Raw genomic sequence first — 18,712 nt, forward strand, 5'->3', positions numbered from 1 at the left:
TATCTTGCCCACAAATCTACCAAGCCTACCGACGTCGCGCCGCTTCCGTTTCGCTCCAAGCGGCACACCGGCGTCGGTAAAAAGGTGCGCAAAGTGCCATAATAGGGGGACGTAGTTTTATCTGTCCGCGGGCCTGCCGCGGCAAACACACAAGAAAGAGAGTGAAGCTGTGCCTACCGGAAAGGTGAAGTTCTTCGACGAATCGAAGGGGTTCGGTTTTATTTCTGGCGACGACGGCGAGTCCGTGTACCTGCCCGCGAGTGCGTTGCCGATCGGTGCGCGCGTGAAGGCCGGTACCCGCGTTGAATACGGAGTTGGCGAAACACGCCGCGGTCCGGCAGCGCTCTCGGTTGACGTGATTGCAAAGCCAGCCTCACTGGCGGCGGCCGCGCGCCGCAAGCCGGAAGAGATGCGCCCCCTGATCGAAGATCTCATTAAGATCCTCGATTCGGCGTCCGAACAGCTCCGTCGTGGCCGCTATCCAAAGGACGGCCCGCGGATCGCCATGGCTTTGCGCGCTCTCGCAGAGGATTTTGATGTCGAATAATCGTATTACGCCAGGTGATCGCCCGGTGAAAGACAAACTGCTCGGCGCCGCCGTCGAGCAGGCTCGTGCCGCCATCGTTGAGGTGACGAAGGAAGCGAATATTGGCGAGCACGCTGGCATGGTCCAGGAAGATGATCGCGTGATCACTCATGCCTTCGAGTGTCTCCTGCCCGGGTATCAGGGCTGGTTCTGGAGTGTCACACTCACGCGCGCGCCGCGCTCAAAGAAGGTCACAGTTTCGGAAGTCGTGATGCGCCCAGGGCCGGAGGCTCTGCTCGCGCCCTCCTGGGTTCCGTGGGCGGATCGGCTCAAGCCAGCGGACGTTTCACCCTCGGATCGCCTCCCGTACAACCCAGATGATCCGAACCTGGCGCCAGTGGAAGATCCTGATCTGGATCAGGGTTTTGAAGCAACGGGGATCGATGCAGACGCGTCGGCAATCTTCGAACTCGGGCTCGGCCGCAAGCGCGTCATGTCCGACGCCGGGCGCGCCGCCACCTTCCGCCGCTGGTATCGCGGCGACGGTGGCCCGCGCAACCAGGCCACCCGTGATGCGAAGGCCCCCTGCGCTACCTGTGGATATTTCCTGCGCATGGATGGTTCGGCCCGTGCACTGTTCGGCGTCTGCGGCAACGAGTGGTCGGCGTTTGACGGCCACGTAGTCTCCCTCGATCATGGGTGCGGTTCGCATTCGGAAACGGATACTCCCAAGCGCACGCCGCTGTGGGATCCGAGCGAGCCGGTCCTCAACGATCGAGATCTCGAAATTATCGAGGAAAAGTAGCCGGTGGAATTTCTCGCCGGTCAGCCCAAGCACTACTCGTGGGGGTCGCGAAGCGCGATCCCCACGATGTTTGGTTTACCGGCGGGGGATCAGCCAGTAGCCGAACTGTGGCTGGGTGCCCACCCGCTGGGCCCGGCGCTCCTCGGCCGGGAGTTCACTGCCGCTTTCGGGCGCGAGGTGGGCACCGGCGTCGTCGATCTTGCCGCGCACGTAGCAGGTGCGCCCGAGCGCGTGCTGGGCGCCGACGTCGCGCGCCGCACCGGCGGCACACTACCGTTCCTGTTGAAACTGATCGCCCCCGCGGAGCCGCTCTCGCTCCAGGTGCACCCCTCGATCGCTCAGGCGCGCGCTGGTTTCGCGGCAGAAGAGGTGGCCGGCGTTCCTTTCGATTCGGCTGCGCGTAACTACAAGGATCGCAACCACAAGCCGGAGCTCGTGTATGCGCTGACCCGGTTCGAAGCCGTGGTGGGGTTTCGGTCGCCGCGCCGGATCCTCGGAGTGCTTGCCGGGCTCGATACGCCTCTCACGCGCCGGCTTGCGCAGTTTGTGGAGGAGCAACCCGACGCCGGTGGGGTGAAGGCTGCGTTCGAATGGCTGTTGTCGGCGGGTTCGCGCCCGACTGCTCAGGCGGTTGCCGAAGTGGCGGCCGCGTGTGAGGTGCGCCCTGCCGAGGAAAGCCCGTCGCCGCGCGCGGACCGCATTGTCGCCTACCTGTCGCAGTTTTACCCTGGCGATCCGGGCGTGGTCGCGTCGTTGCTTCTCAACCCGGTTACTCTCGCGCCGGGCGAGGCGATGTTTACGCCCGCCGGCACTGTGCATGCGTATCTTTCGGGGATGGGCGTGGAGGTGATGGCCGCCTCCGATAACGTGATGCGCGCCGGGCTTACCCCCAAACATGTGGACGTGCCGGCGCTGCTCTCGGTGTTGGATACGGTGGCTGCGCCGCCGATCCGCATTGCACCCGAGCGGGTCAGCCCCGTGCAGTCCACGTTCTATGCGCCGGTGGACGATTTTGAGCTCTCGGTGATCACGCTTCGCGACGCTTCAAGTTGGACGCGTGTTCGCGGTTCTGGCCCGCGCATTCTGCTGTGCCTGGAAGGTGCCGCGCAGATTCACAGCGCCGGGGGAGTGCTGACGATGAACACTGGTTCCGCTGTTCTCGTGGAAGCCGCCGACGCCGGGGTGGAGCTTCGTGGGGCCGGCAAGTTTGTGCAGGCGGACGTGCCCTAAAGCTGGCGGTGCGGCTGCAGTGTCTGCGGTTGGACTGAGGGCGGGGCCCGCGCCTGAGGTGCGTGCGTAACTCTGTCAGTTGGTTCAGGCGTTGCGTATAGAGCAACGCCTCGCGGGATTGATTGAGTTGTGCACGGGCTTCCCGACGGCGGGGCCTGGTTGCGAGTGGGCGGGGTGGAGACGCGTGGTGAAGGCCACGAAACGGGTAGAAATGGCGGAAAGTCGCCACTTCGTCGTCGGGCGTTCGGAATGTGAGACGCAAGCCGTTCGCATAGTGGACACTGGCTTGTCTCGTGTGTGGGTGCGAGCTACAGTTGCCGTACGTGAGTACTTCTATTGCAGAAAAGCAGAGCCCTGCTGCGGCCGGCTCAACCTCGTCCATTGATCGCCTCTTCCGCATCTCGCGCCGAGGCTCCACGCTCGCTACGGAAATCCGCGGCGGCATCGTCACGTTCTTCGCGATGGCCTACATCCTCGTGCTAAACCCCCTCATCCTGCAGGGCCCTGATTCCACCGGGCACTACCTCGGCGGCGGAACCGCGCCGAATATCCCCGCAATCGCTGCGGGCACTGCACTCGTTGCCGGCGTGATGTCGATCCTCATGGGCTCGATCGCGAACTACCCGATCGCGCTTGCGGCCGGCCTCGGCCTGAACTCGATGGTGGCCTCCACGATCGTCCAGATCCCCGGCATGACCTGGGCAGACGGCATGGGCATCATTGTGATCGAAGGTTTCGTGATCCTTCTGCTCGTGCTCACTGGCCTGCGCGAAGCGATCTTCCGCGCCGTGCCGCGCTTCCTGCGCGCTGCGATCTCCGTGAGCCTTGGCCTGTTTATTACGCTGATCGGCCTGCTCAACGCTGGCCTCGTCCACACCTTCCCCGGTGGCTTGTCGTTCGGTATCAACGGCTCGGTTGGCTCGTGGCCGCTCGTCGTTTTCGTCTTCGGCGTTGTGGTGATCATTGTGGGCCTCATCCGCAAGATCAAGGGTGCCGTGCTGTGGGGCATCCTCGCCGCCACTGTGTTTGCCCTCATTGCTGAGGCGATCGGACACTTCGGCGTTCGTGGCGACAAGAACCCGATGGGCTGGGCGCTCACCGTTCCAGCGCTCAATGGTTCGCCGGTGAACCTTCCCGATTTCTCCACGCTTGGCCAGTTCTCTGTGGTTGGCCCGTTCCAGAAGGTGGGCGTGGTTGCGGTTGCCGTGCTCGCGTTCTCGATTCTCCTGTCCGACTTCTTCGACACTCTCGGCACCATGATCGCCGTCGGAACCGAAGGTGGCCTCCTCGACAAGGAAGGCAACCCGCCGTCGGCCCGCCAGATCCTCATTGTTGATTCGATGGGTGCGATGGCTGGTGGTCTTGGTGGCGTGTCGTCAAACACCGTGTTCGTGGAGTCGACTACCGGCGTCGCCGAAGGCGCCCGTACCGGAATCGCGCCGATCGTGACAGGCACGCTGTTCCTCCTCGCCACGTTCCTCTCGCCGCTGTTCGCGATGGTGCCGAACGAGGCGGCCGCGCCCGCGTTGGTAACCGTCGGCTTCCTCATGATGCAGCAGGTGGTGGATATCGATTGGAAGGCGCTCCACATCGCGATCCCGTCGTTCATGACGATCGCCATGGCTCCGTTCGCCTTCTCGATTTCTGTGGGTATCGGCGCCGGCTTCCTGACCTACATTCTCGTTGAGGTGGCGCGCGGCAAGGCCCGCAACATTCACCCGCTGATGTGGGGCTCGGGCGTGGTGTTCGTGGTGTACTTCCTCCTCGACCCGATCCAGAAGCTCCTCGGCGTTGCCTGACGCTGGTGGAGCCCCAGCTCGCGTGGTGGTGAAGCTGGGAGGGAGCCGGATGTGTTGTGAGCGCGTCCGGCTCCCTTTATTTTGGGCGTGTCCGGTTCCCTTTATTAATAATAAGGTGAGCGCCGACGTCGGGCGGGCTGGTACGTAAGGTGAGCGCCGACGTCGGGGTCGGGGTTATGCCCGTGGCGACGTTTGCGCGAGAAAAGTTCGCGAAATCGGTAAGCTGAGGACAGACTTTGTGAAAGGACAAGCCGTGAGCGACCTTATCGATACCACTGAGATGTACCTCAAGACGGTCTATTCGCTGATCGAGGAGGGTACTCCTGCGCTCCGCGCGCGAATTGTTGAACGACTTGGACAGTCTGGACCTACAGTGTCTGAAACGATCGCGCGCATGGAACGCGACGGTCTTGTGGAGCTCGATGGGCGCCAGATTCACTTCACTGCCCAGGGGGTGAACCGTGCGGCGCATGTGATGCGCCGGCACCGTGTGGCTGAGCGCCTGATGAACGACGTTCTTAAGCTCGATCTGGAACGTATTCACGACGAGGCATGCCGTTGGGAGCACGTGATGAGCGACGACGTGGTGGAAAAAATCGAGCGCTTCCTTGATTCGCCCACCACGGATCCCTTCGGTAACCCGATTCCGGACGCGCAGGCGCACGATCCAGCCGAGCTTTCTGGGAAGGCGGCAGGGTTGCTGAGTTTAACCCAGGTGATGGAAGGCCTCGGGGATGGCGAGAAAGTGCGTGTGAAAGTGGCGCGGCTCGGGGAGGTCGTTCAAGACGATCCCGAGATGATCGCAATGGTCACCGATTTGGGAATCCTCCCAGGAAAAGAGTTGGTGGTGAGTGCCGCGCAGGTTCGCACTGATCTGGGAGAGTTGATCGAGTTCTCACCGCACGTTCGCCATGCGGTGTTTGTCGAGCGCGTGAACTAGATCTCTGGTGTAGTGGCGGCGCTCACCTGAAATCTGGGAATTTAGTGGGAATTCCAGATGAATTGTTATAGAACTGTGACTTTTCGATAACAGCTTGCTAGTGTCTCATTTTGTGGCGCTCCTACTAGGGGCGGATGAAGGAGAATGACACTTATGGCAAAGCACGCAATGGCCCCGGAGCATGGCACAGTTACTCGTTATGGAGTTGCCGGCGCCGCACTCGCTTCCGTTGCTGGGGTTTTCGTCGGAATGTCGAGCCCTGCGGCCGCTGATACTCATACTGATGCCGCAAAGCGCGCAGTTGTTCCAACAACCGTGGAGGTGGCCACCGCTCAAGCGGCTTCAACCGTGAAGGTTGAGACCGCCGAGGTTGGCAAGTGGGAAATCGCCAAGGTTGATTTCGATGCCAAGGCTGCTCCGGAACCTGTTGCTGATCAGCCCGAGCAGTCGGCACCTGAGGCTGAAAATCAGGCCCCGGCGCCGCGCGCGCAGCAGAGCCGTGCAACCCAGCGCAATGATGCTGCTCCGGCGAACAAGGCGAAGGCTGCCGCACCGCGCGTGGTGGGCAGTGGAAACTCGGCCGTTGTTTCGATCGCTCGCCAGTACTCCGGCGCTCCCTACCGCTCGGGTGGTGCCACTCCAGCTGGTTGGGATTGCTCGGGCTTCACTTCTTACGTGTTCGCGCAGGCAGGCATTCATCTTCCTCGCACTTCGGGTGCGCAGCGCTCGGCTGGCACTGTAATTCCGGCGTCGCAGGCTCGCCCGGGTGACCTGGTGTGGTGGCCGGGCCACGTAGGTATCTACACGGGGAATGGTCAGCACATTGCAGCTCGTAACCCTGCCGCTGGCACCTATGAAGGCCCGGTGTACGGTAACCCGACTTATGTTCGTGTGGGCTGAAATTTAGCTTTCAAATATTGAGCGCGGTGGGCGCGAGAGGAAAAACCTCTCGCGCCCACCGTTGCATTGTGTGCGGGGTTGGTGTGTGAGGAAGTGGGATGAGGGGTGGTTTGGATGTTTTTCTGGGGTGTGCTAGGTAAGAAATCCAGGCCAGATTTCCTCCTCGGGGATGACGAAAAACGCCAATGTCTCACTACGTAACATTGTTGCGTCCCCCACAGTGGTACCGTGGAAACCGCGATATCTCGCCAAAAAATATCTTCAATAAAATGAAATGTTTACCGAATCGTTATAAACGGGTGACAAATTGTTATCGGGCCGTTACTCTAATATCTGGAAAGAAAGATCGGTCCCCCATCGATCTCGTGTGGAAATAACGGAGAGTTACTAAACTATGGCAGGGCGTCATTCGCTTCTCGAGAAGAAGAACTTGAAGGATTCAGCCGCGTTCCGCGGATTTGCGATCGCCGGCACTGTGGGTGTTATTGCAGGTGCGGGAATGCCTTCGGCATTCGCAACAGATGGTCAGGCCGATACCGCGTCGAAGGATGCGCTCGTTAAGCCAGCTACCGTGAAGGTGGATACCAACGCCACCTCGCAGGGCGCCCAGAGCGTCGAGGTAAATACTTCGGCTACTGGCGAGTGGAAGATTGCCAAGGTTGATTTTGATGCCAAGGCTGCTCCGGAGGCTCCGCAGACTGAAGATGCTCCGGCCGCAGATCAGGGTGGAGATGCGGTTGCGGCTACCGCGGTCCGTACGGCTACCTCGTCGGCTCGGGCTCCTCAGGCGCCTTCGGTCGCCCCGCGTGGGGCGGTTGCTGGCTCGTCGGTTGTAGCAACTGGCCTTTCACTCCAGGGTGTGCCTTACGTGTGGGGTGGCACCACTCCTGCTGGCTGGGATTGCATTGGCTTTGTCCGTTACGTGTTCGCACAGCATGGGGTGAGCATCGGTTCTGTTCCGTCGGCGGTTCTGTCGGTTGGCCGTCAGGTTCCTTACTCGCAGGTCCAGCCGGGTGACATCCTCTACTGGCCAGGCCACGTGGCGATCTCCCTTGGAAATGGTCAGAATGTTGCTGCGTGGAATCCTGGAATGGGTACTCGCGTTGGCCCGGATTCGTGGGTCGGCGGCACTCCGATCGTGATTCGCGTGGGCGTATGACACTTTGAAAATTGGGAGGTACCTCAGGTACCTCCCAATTTTTATGTCTGCGCCCGGTTGTTGGTGCGCCTTGCCCAGCGGTGGGCTGCTCGGCAAGCCTTCCTACGGAGCCGTACTTTCGTCCCCGACGTCGGGGAAGTGCAGGCGGAACTGGCGTATCGGCGTCGCTCCAACGATCGTCACGTGTATCACATTTGCGGTGGGCGTGAGATAATGGGAGTGTCCAAACGGAAAAGGAGAATCCCATGCATGACAACGTGGTTGTGGTTGGAATTGATGGTAGCGAGCCTTCGTACGCGGCTCTCGAGTGGGCGCTGAACCAGTCGAAGGAGCGCGGTGCGCGCCTGCATTTGGTGTGTGCGTTCGAGTTGCCGACGTATGCGACTGCCTCGGTCTCCCCGATCCCTCAGGATTCGGGCCAATATTTGCGCGATGCTGCTGAGGGAATGCTGAGCAAGGCTGTCGAGATGGTTGATGGGCACGGCGTGGAGGTGACCTCGGCGCTGGAGTTTGGTGATCCTACTGAGATTTTGACGGAGCTTTCGAAGAAGGCGGCTCTGGTGGTGATTGGCGGGCGTTCGACCCGGAACAAGTTCTCGGATCGTCTGTTGCGTACCGCGTCGAGCGCCGTTCCTGCATACGCGTACTGCCCGACGGTGGTGGTGCCGTTCCATCATGAGCGCAAGTTCCAGCCGATCGAGCATATCGTGGTTGGTGTAGACGGCTCAGAGCACGGCCGGCGTGCGTTGCAGCGTGCCGTGTGGGAGGCAGACCGTTGGGGTGCACGTCTGACGGTTCTCTCGGCGATCCCGATCGCGTATAACCCGGGCATGAATGCCGTGGTGTCGGATGAGGATATTCTCGCCGATGCTGAGAAGGAGATCCGTGCGGAGATCGATTCGGTACTTGAGGGGCGCGATGTGAAGATCAATGTGCACGCGCAGCGCGGTAATCCGTCGTACGTGTTGCCGGAGTTTTCGAAGATGGTGGATCTTGTGATTGTTGGGACGCGTGGCCGTGGCGGCATCGCGGGTTTGCTACTCGGCTCTACCTCGCAGATGGTGTTGGGGCAGGCTGAGTGCCCAGTGATGGTTGTTCCGAAGAAGGTTCGCGACGGCGACGACGTCGGTCCGTCCAAGCGCGCCGAGTAGCCGGCTGGCGCACGGCGCGTGTTTGCGAAGGTGGCGAGGCTGGTGCCTCGCCACCTTCGTTTTTGTTGCGGGTTTCGGGTATGCTGGAACGGCCCTGCCTCCGTAGCTCAGTGGATAGAGCACCGCTCTCCTAAAGCGGGTGTCGGCGGTTCGATCCCGCCCGGGGGCGCTCAAGCGCTCGCGCACTTCCTTTTCCGCTCTCGGCGCGGTAGCGCCGCTTTCTTGGCGGCGTTGAGTATCGTTGTGGTGTGAGTCCATTTTTTCGTCGTAAGAAGTTGAAGTCCGAACCGGAGGCTGAGGTGCAGCCGACGCCGGTGGAGCCCCTTGCGCCCGAGGGCGATGAGGGTGATGTGAAGGCGGTGGTCGCGCCGCAGATCACGCTCGCTGATCGAGCAAGCCGCGATGAGTTGGTGAGTCAGGCTTTGCGTACCTGGCATGAGGAGCTGTGGAAGCGCGCCGCTGCTGCTGACGATGCTGCCCAGGTGGAGGTTCGCCGTTCGAGCGTGGATTTGACGCACGCGCATCCGACGGGTTCAGCGATGTTCTACTCGCACGGGATCACGAAGTTGTCGCTTCTGGTCCGTGAGGATCGCGCTCTTGCTCAAGCTCGTGAGGCGCTGGCGCGGCTGCGTGATCGGATCGCGCAGATGAGTGCCTCCCATGGGCATGCTCCGCTCTCACTCGCGTTTGGCGAGTTCACATGGACTGACATTGCGCAGGCGCAGGAGTTGGTGGCGGACGAGTACGAGCTCACCACCGAGCTTCATTTGGACGAGGCTGAGGTTGAGCTGGAGCCGGCGGAGGCGGCCGTCGAGTTGCATGAGCCTGTCGTCGTCACGGAGCCGGCACTGCTGCGCCAGGTGAAGCTGGAGTTTTTGGAGGGCGAGGATGCTCTGATCCAGTTGCAACATCTTGTGGAGATTAATCCGGTGGTGTTGCGCGCGTTGCGCGAGAACGGTGCGACGGGGGAGAACATTGCGCAGGTGCGTGAGCTTGCGGCGGCAGGCGACGCTGATGCGTTGCTCGCGCGCTTGGTGGACTTGGCGCGCGTGTATCTTCCTGGTTTTGGTTTCGAAGAACGGGCGCTACTGGGCTTGTTTGCACGGCCGGAGCGCGCGATGCTGGTGGATTTGGAGGCGATTGCGCCGTATGTGCGCACGTCTGGCGTGCTGGCGGCGCTCGCGGGCGACGAGGAAACGGCGCAGCTAACGTCGTCGCCGATCCCTGCGGGGGATCGCGAGGATCGAGCTCCGGAGGCGGAGCGCGGCGCGGGTGATCACGACGTCGATGAGTTGCATGCTGTGGAGGCTGTGGCGAGCGGCCGGTCGTTCGTGTTGGATACGCCGCCGGGGTCGGAGAAGTTTTCCACTCTTGCGTCGATCGCTGCGGATCGGGCCGCGAGCGGCGCGTCAGTACTGTTTGTTCCCACGGATGAGGCGTCGGCCCGTGAGTTCGTGGCGCAGATGCGCCACGAAGGCCTCGATGATCTGTTGTTGGATTTGACCGACGCCGAAGGTGCACCGCGCCGTATCCGCGAGGGTTTGCGTCTGGAGTTACCCAAGTTCGACGTCGACGAGGTGCTGGACGTTCGAGACAAGCTGGTGCGCGTTCGCCGCGTTTTGGGTGAGTTTGTCGATGATCTGCATGTGGCGGATCCGGAGTGGAAGCTTTCGATCCATGATCTGTTAGAGAAGCTTGCGCAACTTACGGCGGATCCGAACGGCCCGGCAACCCGTGTGCGTTTGGGGAGCGAGGCCGTGTCGATGCTGCGTAATGAGGGCATGGATTCGGTCAAGGCGAAGTTTGCGAAGGCTGGGGAGCTGGGCGCTTTTAACCAGGAGTTCGCGCGTAGTGCGTGGGCTGGCTCGAAGATTTCCGACGTCGCTGAGGGGACCCGCGCCGTGGAGGAGGCTCGCCGCCTGCACGAGGTGTCGTTGCGCGCGGTGATCGCGCAGTCTTCGCGCGCCGCGGGGGAGACTGGCTTGACCCAGGCTCGTACGCTCGCCGAGTGGTTCGAGCAGGTGGACGTGCTCTCCGGCGTCGCCGAATCTTTGGACACGTTCGTTCCAGAGATTTTCGAGACTTCCGCGATGGATATGGTGATTGCGACGGCGTCGAAGGAGTGGCGCGTGGCGAACGGCCACCAGATGAAGCGCGGGGAGCGCCGCCGGTTCCGCCGGCAGGCGCAGGATCTTGTGCGCCCCGGTGTCGTGGTGAACGATTTGCATGCGGAGCTGACACGGGCGCAGGAGCGTCGCGAAGTGTGGCGCCGTTACGCAACGGAGGGCGGCTGGCCGCGTCTTCCCGACGGCATGGGGCAGATTCGCGTGATGCGCGAGGAGGTGGAGCGTGATCTGGACGCGCTCTCGGCTCATCTGGGCGGCGAGGATCTGGCGTCGATGCCGTTTGAGGCTTTGCAAGAGCGGCTTGCGGCGCTGGTCGCCGACGCCGATCATATGAGTTCTTTGCCTGCTCGGAACGCGATTGTGGACGAGTTGGATCGGTTTGGCTTCGGCGAGTTGCTGCGCGACATGGTTGGCCGTGGCGTTCGCGCCGAGGAATCGGGCGGGGAGCTGGAGCTCGCCTACACCTCGAGCGTGTTTGAGCAGTTGATCGCGAAGTCGCGGGTGCTGGCGAAGCTTGCGCCGGCAGACGTGTCGAACTTGTTGGAGCATTTGCGTTACCTGGATCAGCGCCACGTGCGTTCGCTCGCGGCGCCGGTGATGTTGGCTGCTGTGAAGCGTGGCCGCGAGGTGATGCGCGAGGCGAAGTCCGACACTTTGAAGCTCGATGCTCAGCTTGATGAGCGTGGGGTTGGCGGTTTGCATGATCTGATCGCGATCTATTCGCGTATCGTGCTGGCTGCGCGTCCTGTGTGGGTTGCGCCGCCGACGGTGGTGGCCGAGCTGGTTCCGCCGATGCCGTGGGTTGATGTGGTGATGGTGGAGGCCCCGGAGGCCGAGTCGGTTGCTGGCGTTGTGGCTTCGCTGGTGCGCGGCCGCCAGGTGGTGGTTGTGGGCGATACGCGCCGCGGCGCCGAGATGGAGGGCGCGCCAATTACCGATTTCGCGGGTGTTCTTCCTGTGATCGAGTTGCCTGCGAATCGTGCGGTCTACAATTCGCTTGCTGCGCGTGCGCTCATGACGCACGGCTACGCGGATGTTCTCGCGCCGGTTCCTGCGCCGCATGGGGGTTCGTCGTCGCGCCTGGTCCAGGTGGATGGCCGTGGGGTTCCGGCGTCGGGTAGCGACGGTGCGATCGAATCAACCCAGGTCGAGGTCGACGCCGCTGTGGACGCTGTTCTCGAGCATGCGATGTCACGCCCGGGCGAGAGCCTGGCGGTGGTGGGCATTTCGACGTCGCACGCGAACCGGATCCGAAGCGCTGTGAGCGCGCTCGCGGAGCGCTCCACCGACGTCGCCGCCCTACTTTCTGCTCCGGAACCGCTGGTTGTGGTGGATGTTGCGGGTGCGCGCGGCGTGCGCCGCGACCACGTAATCTTGTCTGTGGGTTTTGGAAAGACAGTGCATGGGCGGGTGCTCCACTCGTTCGGTGTGCTGGCGACGCCTGCTGGCACGCGCGGCTTGATCGATGCGATTGAGGCGCCGAGGCGCGAACTGACCGTGATTTCTTCGTTGGCGCCGGGCGAGATCCGCAAGGATCGCCTGTCGACGTCGGGTCCGAAGCTGCTCGCGGATCTTCTTGATGCGGCCTCCGGTTCGGCTGATGTTCCGAGTGGTCACGAGGGCGCCTCGGAGCCACTTCTTGAGGATTTGAAGCGGCGCGTGGAGGCCGACGGCTGGGTTGCGCAGCTCAACTACGGCTACGAAGGTTCCGTGTCGATTCCGCTGGTTGTGGGCCATCCGGACATTCCGGGCACGTGGGCTGTGGCTGTGGTGTTCGACGACGATTCGTACGTTGCCGAGAAGTCGTTGCGTCGCCGTGATCGGTACCGTGTGGAGATGCTCGAGGTGCGCGGCTGGCGTGTCCATCAGACGTTCTCGACGTCGTTGTTTATTGACCCTGCTGGTGAGGCGGAGCGCGTTGGTGCTCTCATGCGTGAGGTTCACGAACGTTACAACCCGGTTGCGGTTGTAGTTCCGGAGCTCGACGACGACGGTTGGGGCGAGGTTGTGGCCGACGAAGCGGTGTCGGATCATGCCGTTTCGGAGCTGATGCCGCGCGTGTTGCCGCGCGGGCCACGGCCTGCTGTGACGCCGGGGCTTGCGCTCGCGGCTTATACTGACGATCAGCTCGACGAGATGGCCGCGTGGATCGCTTCCGACGGGGTGCCTCGCGACAACGAGCAGTTCATGGACGCGTTGCGTGCGGAGCTCGGGCTGACGCGGCGTGGCGGCCAGACCGACGCAGTGCTCGGAAACGTTGTTCGCCGCTGCGGCCAGGTGGCTGGCGGTGCGAGTGAGGAGCAGATCGCTCAGGCGCAGACGGCGCAGGCTGAGGCCGATGTAGCACAGGCTGAGGTTGAGGCCGCAGAAGAGCTTGAGCGCAGGGAGTTGATTGAGCCGGAGGAGCCCGCCGTTGACGAGCCTGGACTCGGGGGTGAGGAATCGGAGGAGCCCGCCGTTGACGAGCCTGGACTCGGGGGTGAGGAATCGGAGGAGCTCCTTGAGCAAGAGGCCGAGTTCGAGACCGAAGAGGATCTCGAGGCGGAGGCTGAGGCAGAGCTTGAGCATCGTGAGGCAATCGAGCCGAATCCCGGCGAACCAGAAATTGGCGAGTCTGAGGGCGTCAAGCCCGAGTCGCCGGTTGAGGAGGAGCTGGAGGCTGAGGAGGAGCTTGAGGTTGAGGCTGAGGAGGAGCTAGAGCGGCGCGAGCTGATCGAGCCTGGTGACACGACACCAGAATCGGTGGCGGATGCTGTTTTGGTTGAAGACGAGCCCGAAGCCGGCATGGAGAAGACGGACGGCCTGGTACTCGACGACGATCCCATATTCGAGGAACGCTGATGGGCACACGCCAGGGCAAGCGCGTGATCGCGCTCTCGCGGGTGGATCGGGAGAAGCTCGAACGTGGTGAATTCACTAGCCCTGAACAGGCCGTGCATCAATGGGACCACACGGCTGGCGGCGAGAGGGCTCGCCGCCAGCCGGCACGAGACGAAGCGCGATTCACTCCCCACGAGAAGGATCTTCTGCGGGAGGTCCCGCCGCATTTCGGCAAGATCTAAAAGATTGTGATGTTCAGCTAGGTCGCGAGCGCTCCATCGCATGTGTGCAACATCGTGGTGGCTGGTGGCTGGTGGCTGGTGGCTGGTGGCTGGTGGCTGGTGGCTGGTGGCTGGAGAGCTCGGGCGCTGTGAAAATAAAAATTGGTGGTGGCCAAGCGGCCACCACCAATTTTTGTTACGTGCCCGTTGAACACGGGAACGCTGGGTTTGCTCAGTTCTGGCGAGCCAGAAGATCGCGGATCTGGGTGAGGAGCACGACGTCCTCAGTCGGAGCAGCCTCTTCAACAACGGCCGGCTTGCGCATCTTGTTGATCGGCACAACCACGAAGAAGTAGAGGGCGGCAGCAACGATCAGGAAGTTCACCAGAGCGGTGATGATCGCGCCCGGCATCACGGCCGACTCGCCAATGTGGAACATGAGAACCGAATCGAAGTTCGGCTGGCCGAACAGTCCAGCGATGATCGGCATGAGGAACTTCTCGTTGAGAGCGGTCACAACCTGGTTGAAGGCAGCACCGATGATCACGCCGACGGCGAGATCCACCACGTTACCGCGGGTAATAAATTCCTTGAATCCCTGAAGCATGGGAAATCCTTTCGTCAAAACATTTGTGCAGGTGTATTGGAAAAAGGCGAAAATTTAAACGGCGAGGACCGCCGTTAGAGGCGTCCTCGCTCCAATTCCAAGGACTACTCTAGCTTCTTCTTTCGAAATTGAAAGATAAAATACTGTGGTGTTATCCACTTTTGTGAAAAATGTGCTCCCGCTATTTTTGACTGCTTTACCTACGATCGTTGCTTTTTGCGCGACAAGCCTTGCTTGAGGATCTTTCTCAAGATCGCTTGCTGGTGCATACAGGCTCACCTGTGCACCTACCTCGAGTAGATCACCCGAATCGACAAGTGGGACGGCTGCAATCACCGAGCCAGGCGGAGCGTTTTTCGTGAACCCTGAATCCAACACCTGCTCCCTCAAAACTGGCGCACCTTGTGGAACCGGCGCAACGAGGTGTTTACCCTCGACCACCTTAAGATCTGTCACTAATTTTTCTGCGAATGAAGGCGGAACCTCAGCAAACGCCAGATCTTTCGATGATGCTACTTGGCCTGCCGTAATATCCCGAGCCGCGACCACTACTCTCACTGTTTGAGGCCCCTCGCCGCTCACTGCCGTGACCGCGGACTGAGCACCGATCGCGAGCACCACTGCCAGCAACACGTACCGCCACCGCCACAATGCTGCACGCATCGGCGACGCCGAACGAGGCCGCGCAGGTACCTGTGTGTTCCCAAAAATCTTCATGCATCAAGCATGGGCGATGCGTCATCTTGAGATCACCACGCGCTGGCGCGCTGTGGAAAAATCGGGCGCACCACGCCGCTGTGGAAAACTTTTCCGGGCCTGCGCGCGCTTGCACAACAACGAAACCCACACACCGCCGTCGGGAAAACGCTCCCCGACCAGGCAAAAAGCCCGCCTACGGGAGTTCCGTCGCCACCACGCGATCGGGCAAAATCACAAACGGAATCCGCACATCGTTTTCGTCCTGAGGAAGATCCGCCTCCACAAACTCCTCAGGGAAAATCATCGCGCCGATCCGCGCGCGCCCGCTCGCCAACTTCAATGCGCGATCGTACCAGCCGCCACCTTGGCCAAGCCGCGCGCCAGCGTGCGAAACCGCCAGTGCGGGGATAATCAGCGCATCGACGTCGGCCAAAATATCGTTATCAAACGCCGGCCCCGTCGGCTCCGGAGGACGCCCCGGCGCCATCTCCTCCAAATCATCCAGGCCACGGAAATAGCCCCACGCCCGCGTCAGCCCCGGCCCGAGCTTCGGCAAAATCACGCGCTTACCAGAATCCGCAATCGCCTGAATCAGCCCATGCGAGGGCGGCTCCTCATTCACCGAAACGAACGCCGCTACCAACTCGGCGCCATTAATAAACTCAAGCGCTGTGGCAATCCACTGATCCTCGAGCTCCTCACGCTTCGCCGCCGAACGCGCGGCACGGGAGGTGCGAACAATCGGACGAATCTGCTGCTTTGCCTCCTCCGGATCGAGGTGGGACACATCGGGAAAGCTCAACGTCGAGTGGTTCATACCTCTATTGTGTCATACCGGCCGTCTCGAACGCGCGGCGGTGCGGGCGCACGTTCGGCGCCTCCGGTAGGCTTGGGGTAAACGCACAAGGAGGAGCAGATGAAAACCATCGAGCAGTTCAAAGAAGAGTGCTTCGACGTTTCGAACCCGCAGCCGCCGTTCGCCGTGGCACTGTCCGACGCAGTCGGCACGATCGTCGCCGACGACGTGCGCTCCCTTGTGGACGTCCCCCAAGCTGACCTCGCTGCCCACGACGGCTACGCCGTTCGCTACGGCGATATCGCCGGCGCCTCACCAGATTTTCCTGTGAAACTTCCTGTGACGGAAGAAATCCGGGCCGACCAGTTCAACCCCGCTGCGCTCGCGCCCGGCACCGCGATCCGCATCTCCTCCGGCGCGCGCCTGCCCAACGGGGCAGACACCGTCGTCTCGCTGGAAGACACCGACGCCGGCCGAGCCGAAGTGCAGATCCGCCACGCCGAAGAACACGCCAACATCCGCCGCCAGGCCGAAGATCTCGAAGCCGGCGAGGTGATAGTTCGTCAAGGCCTGCGAGTGGGCTCGCGGCAAGTTGCGCTCCTCGCCTCCGCAGGCCACGCCCGCGTGCTCGTCCATCCGCGCCCACGCGTCGTCGTTATGTCCATCGGCGACGAACTCCAAGAACCTGGCAACCCCGCCGTCGCCGGAAAAGTCTTCGACGCCAACTCCCACGCACTCGCCTCCGCCGTCGCCGACGCCGGTGGAGACGTCTTCCGAGTCGGCGCCGTCTCCGACGACAAACGTACCCTGCGCGAAATGCTTGAAGACCAGCTCGTGCGCGCCGACATCATCATCACCACCGGGGGGCTCTCCTACGGCGGGGGCGACACCTTGAAAGAAGTACTCGCCCCGCTCGGCACCGTCCGATTCGACAATGTTGCGATCTCGCCCGGCCGCCAATTCGGTGTCGGCCGGCTCGAAGAGACCACAATCTTCTGCCTGCCCGGTTCACCGGTTGCAGCGCTGACGAGCTTCGAAGTGTTCATCCGCCCAGCGCTGCGCAAAATGGCCGGATACCAGCATGTTGAACGTCGCGCCATCACAGCCCGCGTCGATTCCGCATGGGTTTCACCCCAGGGCGTGGTCGAATACGTGCGCGGCAAAGTCCTCGGCGCGCCCAGCGCCGGCTATCACGTCACCCCGATGGGCGACCCCTCGCGCCAGCTCCTGACCGGACTTGCCGATGCCAACTGCCTCGTCGAAGTCCCCGCCGACGTCACACAAATCAACGTTGGAGACGAGCTGGCCTGCTACGTCCTGGACCGCTAGAGCAAGCGAGCCACGACGTCGGGGTACAAGTTGTGTCCCGGCGTCGCGCGTATGGGCGAACGGTGAGCTCCGACGTCGGCGACGTTCGGACGTGAACGGCTCGTCTGAGTCGGCGAAAAAGCAACACGCCACCGCCACCTAACCGCGAACGTGCGCGGAAAAACCTAAGGTAGGGGCATGGAATTTAATGGCTACGCGGTCGCGGCCGCAGTGTTCCTCCTTCTGGGGGTCGTGGTTCCGCGATTCGCGTTGCGAAGGTCGGTGATCGCAGATTCCGCACTGGAAGAACGCTACAGCGAAGACCTTCGCATCGTGAGGCAGCCGCGCCTCGCGATGGCCGACAGCGGTGAGAGCGGGACAATTTACACAACGGAGCGCACAATGGACCAACGGCAAAGGAAAATCTCCTTGAAAGAAGTGGCACGCGGGCGGAGCAAAGCACGCGCACGGATGGCCACTCGCGCCGCCTACCGCGCGCGCGGATACCTCGCCCTTGGTGTGGCCGGCGCGCTCGCGATCTCGCTCTGGATCGGCGTCGGCGCTGCCTCGCTCCCCACATGGCCCGCGATCATCGCAACCCTCGCAACCGGATTCGGGGCGATCGGGTTGGGATACCTTGTGAGTGAATGGACTGCAGGGGACGATGCCGACCGTGAAGAAATCACAACAGCCACCGAGCTTCTGGCACGAGCCAAGCGGCAGCGTGGGAGGGCACAAACTGATCGCCGCGAGCTCGCCGCCGAACCGGCTGAGGCCGTGGCACCCAATGCTAGCGTTGCGCCGGCCGTGGACGTCGAGCCGGATGCGAGCGCAACCGCCGACGGTGCCGGCGCAACGCATCAGAAGCACGAGCCTGTGCGCGAGGCTGGCGCCGGCGCAGTTGCACGGCCAGGAACCGCGCGTAAGCCGGCCGCGCGGGCGAAGATTGTTCGGCCCGCAGCGAAGGCGGAGACGCCGAGCTACACGCTCAAGCGTCGCACCGTTGCACCCTACGAGCCTGCGGTGGCGGACGAGGCCCAGGTGCCGTTCCGCCCGAAGCGTGCTGGCGAACGTGTCGGGAACGCGCCCGTGCAGGCAGCGAACCCCGCGCCGGAGATGACTGGGCTCGAGGAGCTCCGCTCCGGGCTGTTGGCTGGCGGATCGACGTTAGACGAACTGCTTGCCAAGCGTAGGGCGTAGGAAGTTTTTGGTGGAGGGCGCGGCTGTGGGCTGCGCCCTCCGATGTTTATGTACCGCGGGGTGGAGGGTGAAATTCGCTTGGCTGGGCGGGCGTGACGGATGAGACTCGCTCCGATTTGCGCAACTCCCATCGGGTGGTGCTATAGTAAACGTGTTCTCAGGGGCTATGGCGCAGTTGGTAGCGCGTTTCGTTCGCAATGAAAAGGTCCGGGGTTCGAATCCCCGTAGCTCCACCACTAGGACGCTCATTTTGATCCAAAATGAGCGTCCTTTTGTTTTGGTACGTGGGCCAAAATTTGCTCGTGTGTGCCAAAATCGGACTATAGGACTGTGGGAGTGCTAGACGGTTTGAAGAGTTATGGCGTTTATGGCCACAGCTCCACTCGTTGACGAGGTCTACCCTGTTGTTTTCGTACACGCGATCA

15 protein-coding genes and 2 tRNA genes are annotated in these 18,712 nt (G+C 62.1%); 14 read left to right on the forward strand and 3 right to left on the reverse strand.

Translation table 11 applies throughout. From position 1 onward, the window contains the following. Nucleotides 1-169: 169 nt before the first annotated feature. The 11 genes from P8A24_RS01240 (at nucleotide 170) to P8A24_RS01290 (ending at nucleotide 13,698) form a co-directional block, all read left to right on the forward strand. A complete protein-coding gene (locus P8A24_RS01240) occupies nucleotides 170-547 on the forward strand; it encodes a cold-shock protein (RefSeq protein WP_278058930.1) in 378 nt (125 codons plus the stop codon). Continuing rightward, the gene (locus P8A24_RS01245) at nucleotides 537-1,331 is read left to right on the forward strand and encodes a DUF3027 domain-containing protein (protein WP_278058932.1); all 795 of its coding nucleotides are present in this window, start codon (nucleotides 537-539) and stop codon (nucleotides 1,329-1,331) included. Before P8A24_RS01240 ends, P8A24_RS01245 begins: the two co-directional genes overlap by 11 nt. A 3-nt stretch (nucleotides 1,332-1,334) precedes the next feature. After that, a complete protein-coding gene (gene manA / locus P8A24_RS01250; RefSeq protein WP_278058933.1) occupies nucleotides 1,335-2,561 on the forward strand; it encodes a mannose-6-phosphate isomerase, class I in 1,227 nt (408 codons plus the stop codon). Between the two features lie 323 nt (nucleotides 2,562-2,884). Further along, a complete protein-coding gene (locus tag P8A24_RS01255; RefSeq protein ID WP_278058935.1) occupies nucleotides 2,885-4,360 on the forward strand; it encodes an NCS2 family permease in 1,476 nt (491 codons plus the stop codon). A gap of 253 nt (nucleotides 4,361-4,613) precedes the next feature. Continuing rightward, nucleotides 4,614-5,300: a metal-dependent transcriptional regulator gene (locus P8A24_RS01260; protein WP_278058937.1), complete on the forward strand. Its 687-nt coding sequence runs from the start codon at nucleotides 4,614-4,616 to the stop codon at nucleotides 5,298-5,300. A gap of 153 nt (nucleotides 5,301-5,453) precedes the next feature. Next, a complete protein-coding gene (locus P8A24_RS01265; RefSeq protein ID WP_278058939.1) occupies nucleotides 5,454-6,200 on the forward strand; it encodes a C40 family peptidase in 747 nt (248 codons plus the stop codon). 394 nt (nucleotides 6,201-6,594) lie between these two features. After that, the gene (locus P8A24_RS01270) at nucleotides 6,595-7,359 is read left to right on the forward strand and encodes a C40 family peptidase (RefSeq protein WP_278058941.1); all 765 of its coding nucleotides are present in this window, start codon (nucleotides 6,595-6,597) and stop codon (nucleotides 7,357-7,359) included. Between the two features lie 245 nt (nucleotides 7,360-7,604). Further along, nucleotides 7,605-8,510, forward strand: coding sequence for a universal stress protein (locus P8A24_RS01275; RefSeq protein WP_278058943.1), 906 nt, complete (start codon nucleotides 7,605-7,607; stop codon nucleotides 8,508-8,510). Nucleotides 8,511-8,606: 96 nt separating this feature from the next. Beyond that, a tRNA-Arg gene (locus P8A24_RS01280) sits at nucleotides 8,607-8,679 on the forward strand. Nucleotides 8,680-8,758: 79 nt separating this feature from the next. Next, nucleotides 8,759-13,477, forward strand: a complete 4,719-nt coding sequence (locus tag P8A24_RS01285; RefSeq protein ID WP_278058945.1) for a DNA helicase — start codon at nucleotides 8,759-8,761, stop codon at nucleotides 13,475-13,477. Continuing rightward, nucleotides 13,477-13,698, forward strand: coding sequence for a hypothetical protein (locus P8A24_RS01290; RefSeq protein ID WP_278058947.1), 222 nt, complete (start codon nucleotides 13,477-13,479; stop codon nucleotides 13,696-13,698). The genes P8A24_RS01285 and P8A24_RS01290 overlap by 1 nt, the downstream gene beginning before the upstream one ends. 211 nt (nucleotides 13,699-13,909) lie before the next feature. On the opposite strand, the gene mscL is transcribed toward P8A24_RS01290, so the two are convergent. The 3 genes from mscL to P8A24_RS01305 form a co-directional block, all read right to left on the reverse strand. Next, entirely contained in the window at nucleotides 13,910-14,284 is a 375-nt protein-coding gene (gene mscL, locus P8A24_RS01295; RefSeq protein WP_278058950.1) for a large conductance mechanosensitive channel protein MscL, read from the reverse strand. Between the two features lie 54 nt (nucleotides 14,285-14,338). Further along, nucleotides 14,339-14,947: an SAF domain-containing protein gene (locus tag P8A24_RS01300; protein ID WP_278058952.1), complete on the reverse strand. Its 609-nt coding sequence runs from the start codon at nucleotides 14,945-14,947 to the stop codon at nucleotides 14,339-14,341. 229 nt (nucleotides 14,948-15,176) lie between these two features. Next, nucleotides 15,177-15,800: a 5-formyltetrahydrofolate cyclo-ligase gene (locus P8A24_RS01305; RefSeq protein WP_278058954.1), complete on the reverse strand. Its 624-nt coding sequence runs from the start codon at nucleotides 15,798-15,800 to the stop codon at nucleotides 15,177-15,179. Between the two features lie 99 nt (nucleotides 15,801-15,899). On the opposite strand from P8A24_RS01305, the gene P8A24_RS01310 reads away from it, so the two are divergent. The 3 genes from P8A24_RS01310 to P8A24_RS01320 all read left to right on the forward strand — a co-directional run bounded on the left by P8A24_RS01310 (nucleotide 15,900) and on the right by P8A24_RS01320 (nucleotide 18,523). Then, entirely contained in the window at nucleotides 15,900-17,108 is a 1,209-nt protein-coding gene (locus P8A24_RS01310; protein WP_278058957.1) for a molybdopterin molybdotransferase MoeA, read from the forward strand. A gap of 177 nt (nucleotides 17,109-17,285) precedes the next feature. Next, on the forward strand, nucleotides 17,286-18,287 hold the full coding sequence (locus P8A24_RS01315) for a hypothetical protein (RefSeq protein WP_278058959.1): 1,002 nt from the start codon (nucleotides 17,286-17,288) through the stop codon (nucleotides 18,285-18,287). A 160-nt stretch (nucleotides 18,288-18,447) separates the two neighbouring features. Further along, nucleotides 18,448-18,523: transfer RNA gene (locus tag P8A24_RS01320), tRNA-Ala, on the forward strand. Nucleotides 18,524-18,712 lie beyond the last annotated feature (189 nt).

The sequence above is a fragment of the Arcanobacterium wilhelmae genome (assembly GCF_029632765.1).
Lineage (GTDB): Bacteria > Actinomycetota > Actinomycetes > Actinomycetales > Actinomycetaceae > Arcanobacterium > Arcanobacterium wilhelmae.

Bases quoted from the DNA above. Each gene is read 5' to 3' on its own strand.
- P8A24_RS01245 (WP_278058932.1), top strand. From the start codon at position 537: ATGTCGAATAATCGTATTACGCCAGGTGATCGCCCGGTGAAAGACAAA.
- P8A24_RS01310 (WP_278058957.1), top strand. From the start codon at position 15,900: ATGAAAACCATCGAGCAGTTCAAAGAAGAGTGCTTCGACGTTTCGAAC.
- P8A24_RS01265 (WP_278058939.1), top strand. From the start codon at position 5,454: ATGGCAAAGCACGCAATGGCCCCGGAGCATGGCACAGTTACTCGTTAT.
- mscL (WP_278058950.1), bottom strand. From the start codon at position 14,284: ATGCTTCAGGGATTCAAGGAATTTATTACCCGCGGTAACGTGGTGGAT.
- P8A24_RS01270 (WP_278058941.1), top strand. From the start codon at position 6,595: ATGGCAGGGCGTCATTCGCTTCTCGAGAAGAAGAACTTGAAGGATTCA.
- P8A24_RS01275 (WP_278058943.1), top strand. From the start codon at position 7,605: ATGCATGACAACGTGGTTGTGGTTGGAATTGATGGTAGCGAGCCTTCG.
- P8A24_RS01290 (WP_278058947.1), top strand. From the start codon at position 13,477: ATGGGCACACGCCAGGGCAAGCGCGTGATCGCGCTCTCGCGGGTGGAT.
- P8A24_RS01315 (WP_278058959.1), top strand. From the start codon at position 17,286: ATGGAATTTAATGGCTACGCGGTCGCGGCCGCAGTGTTCCTCCTTCTG.
- P8A24_RS01300 (WP_278058952.1), bottom strand. From the start codon at position 14,947: ATGCGTGCAGCATTGTGGCGGTGGCGGTACGTGTTGCTGGCAGTGGTG.
- P8A24_RS01305 (WP_278058954.1), bottom strand. From the start codon at position 15,800: ATGAACCACTCGACGTTGAGCTTTCCCGATGTGTCCCACCTCGATCCG.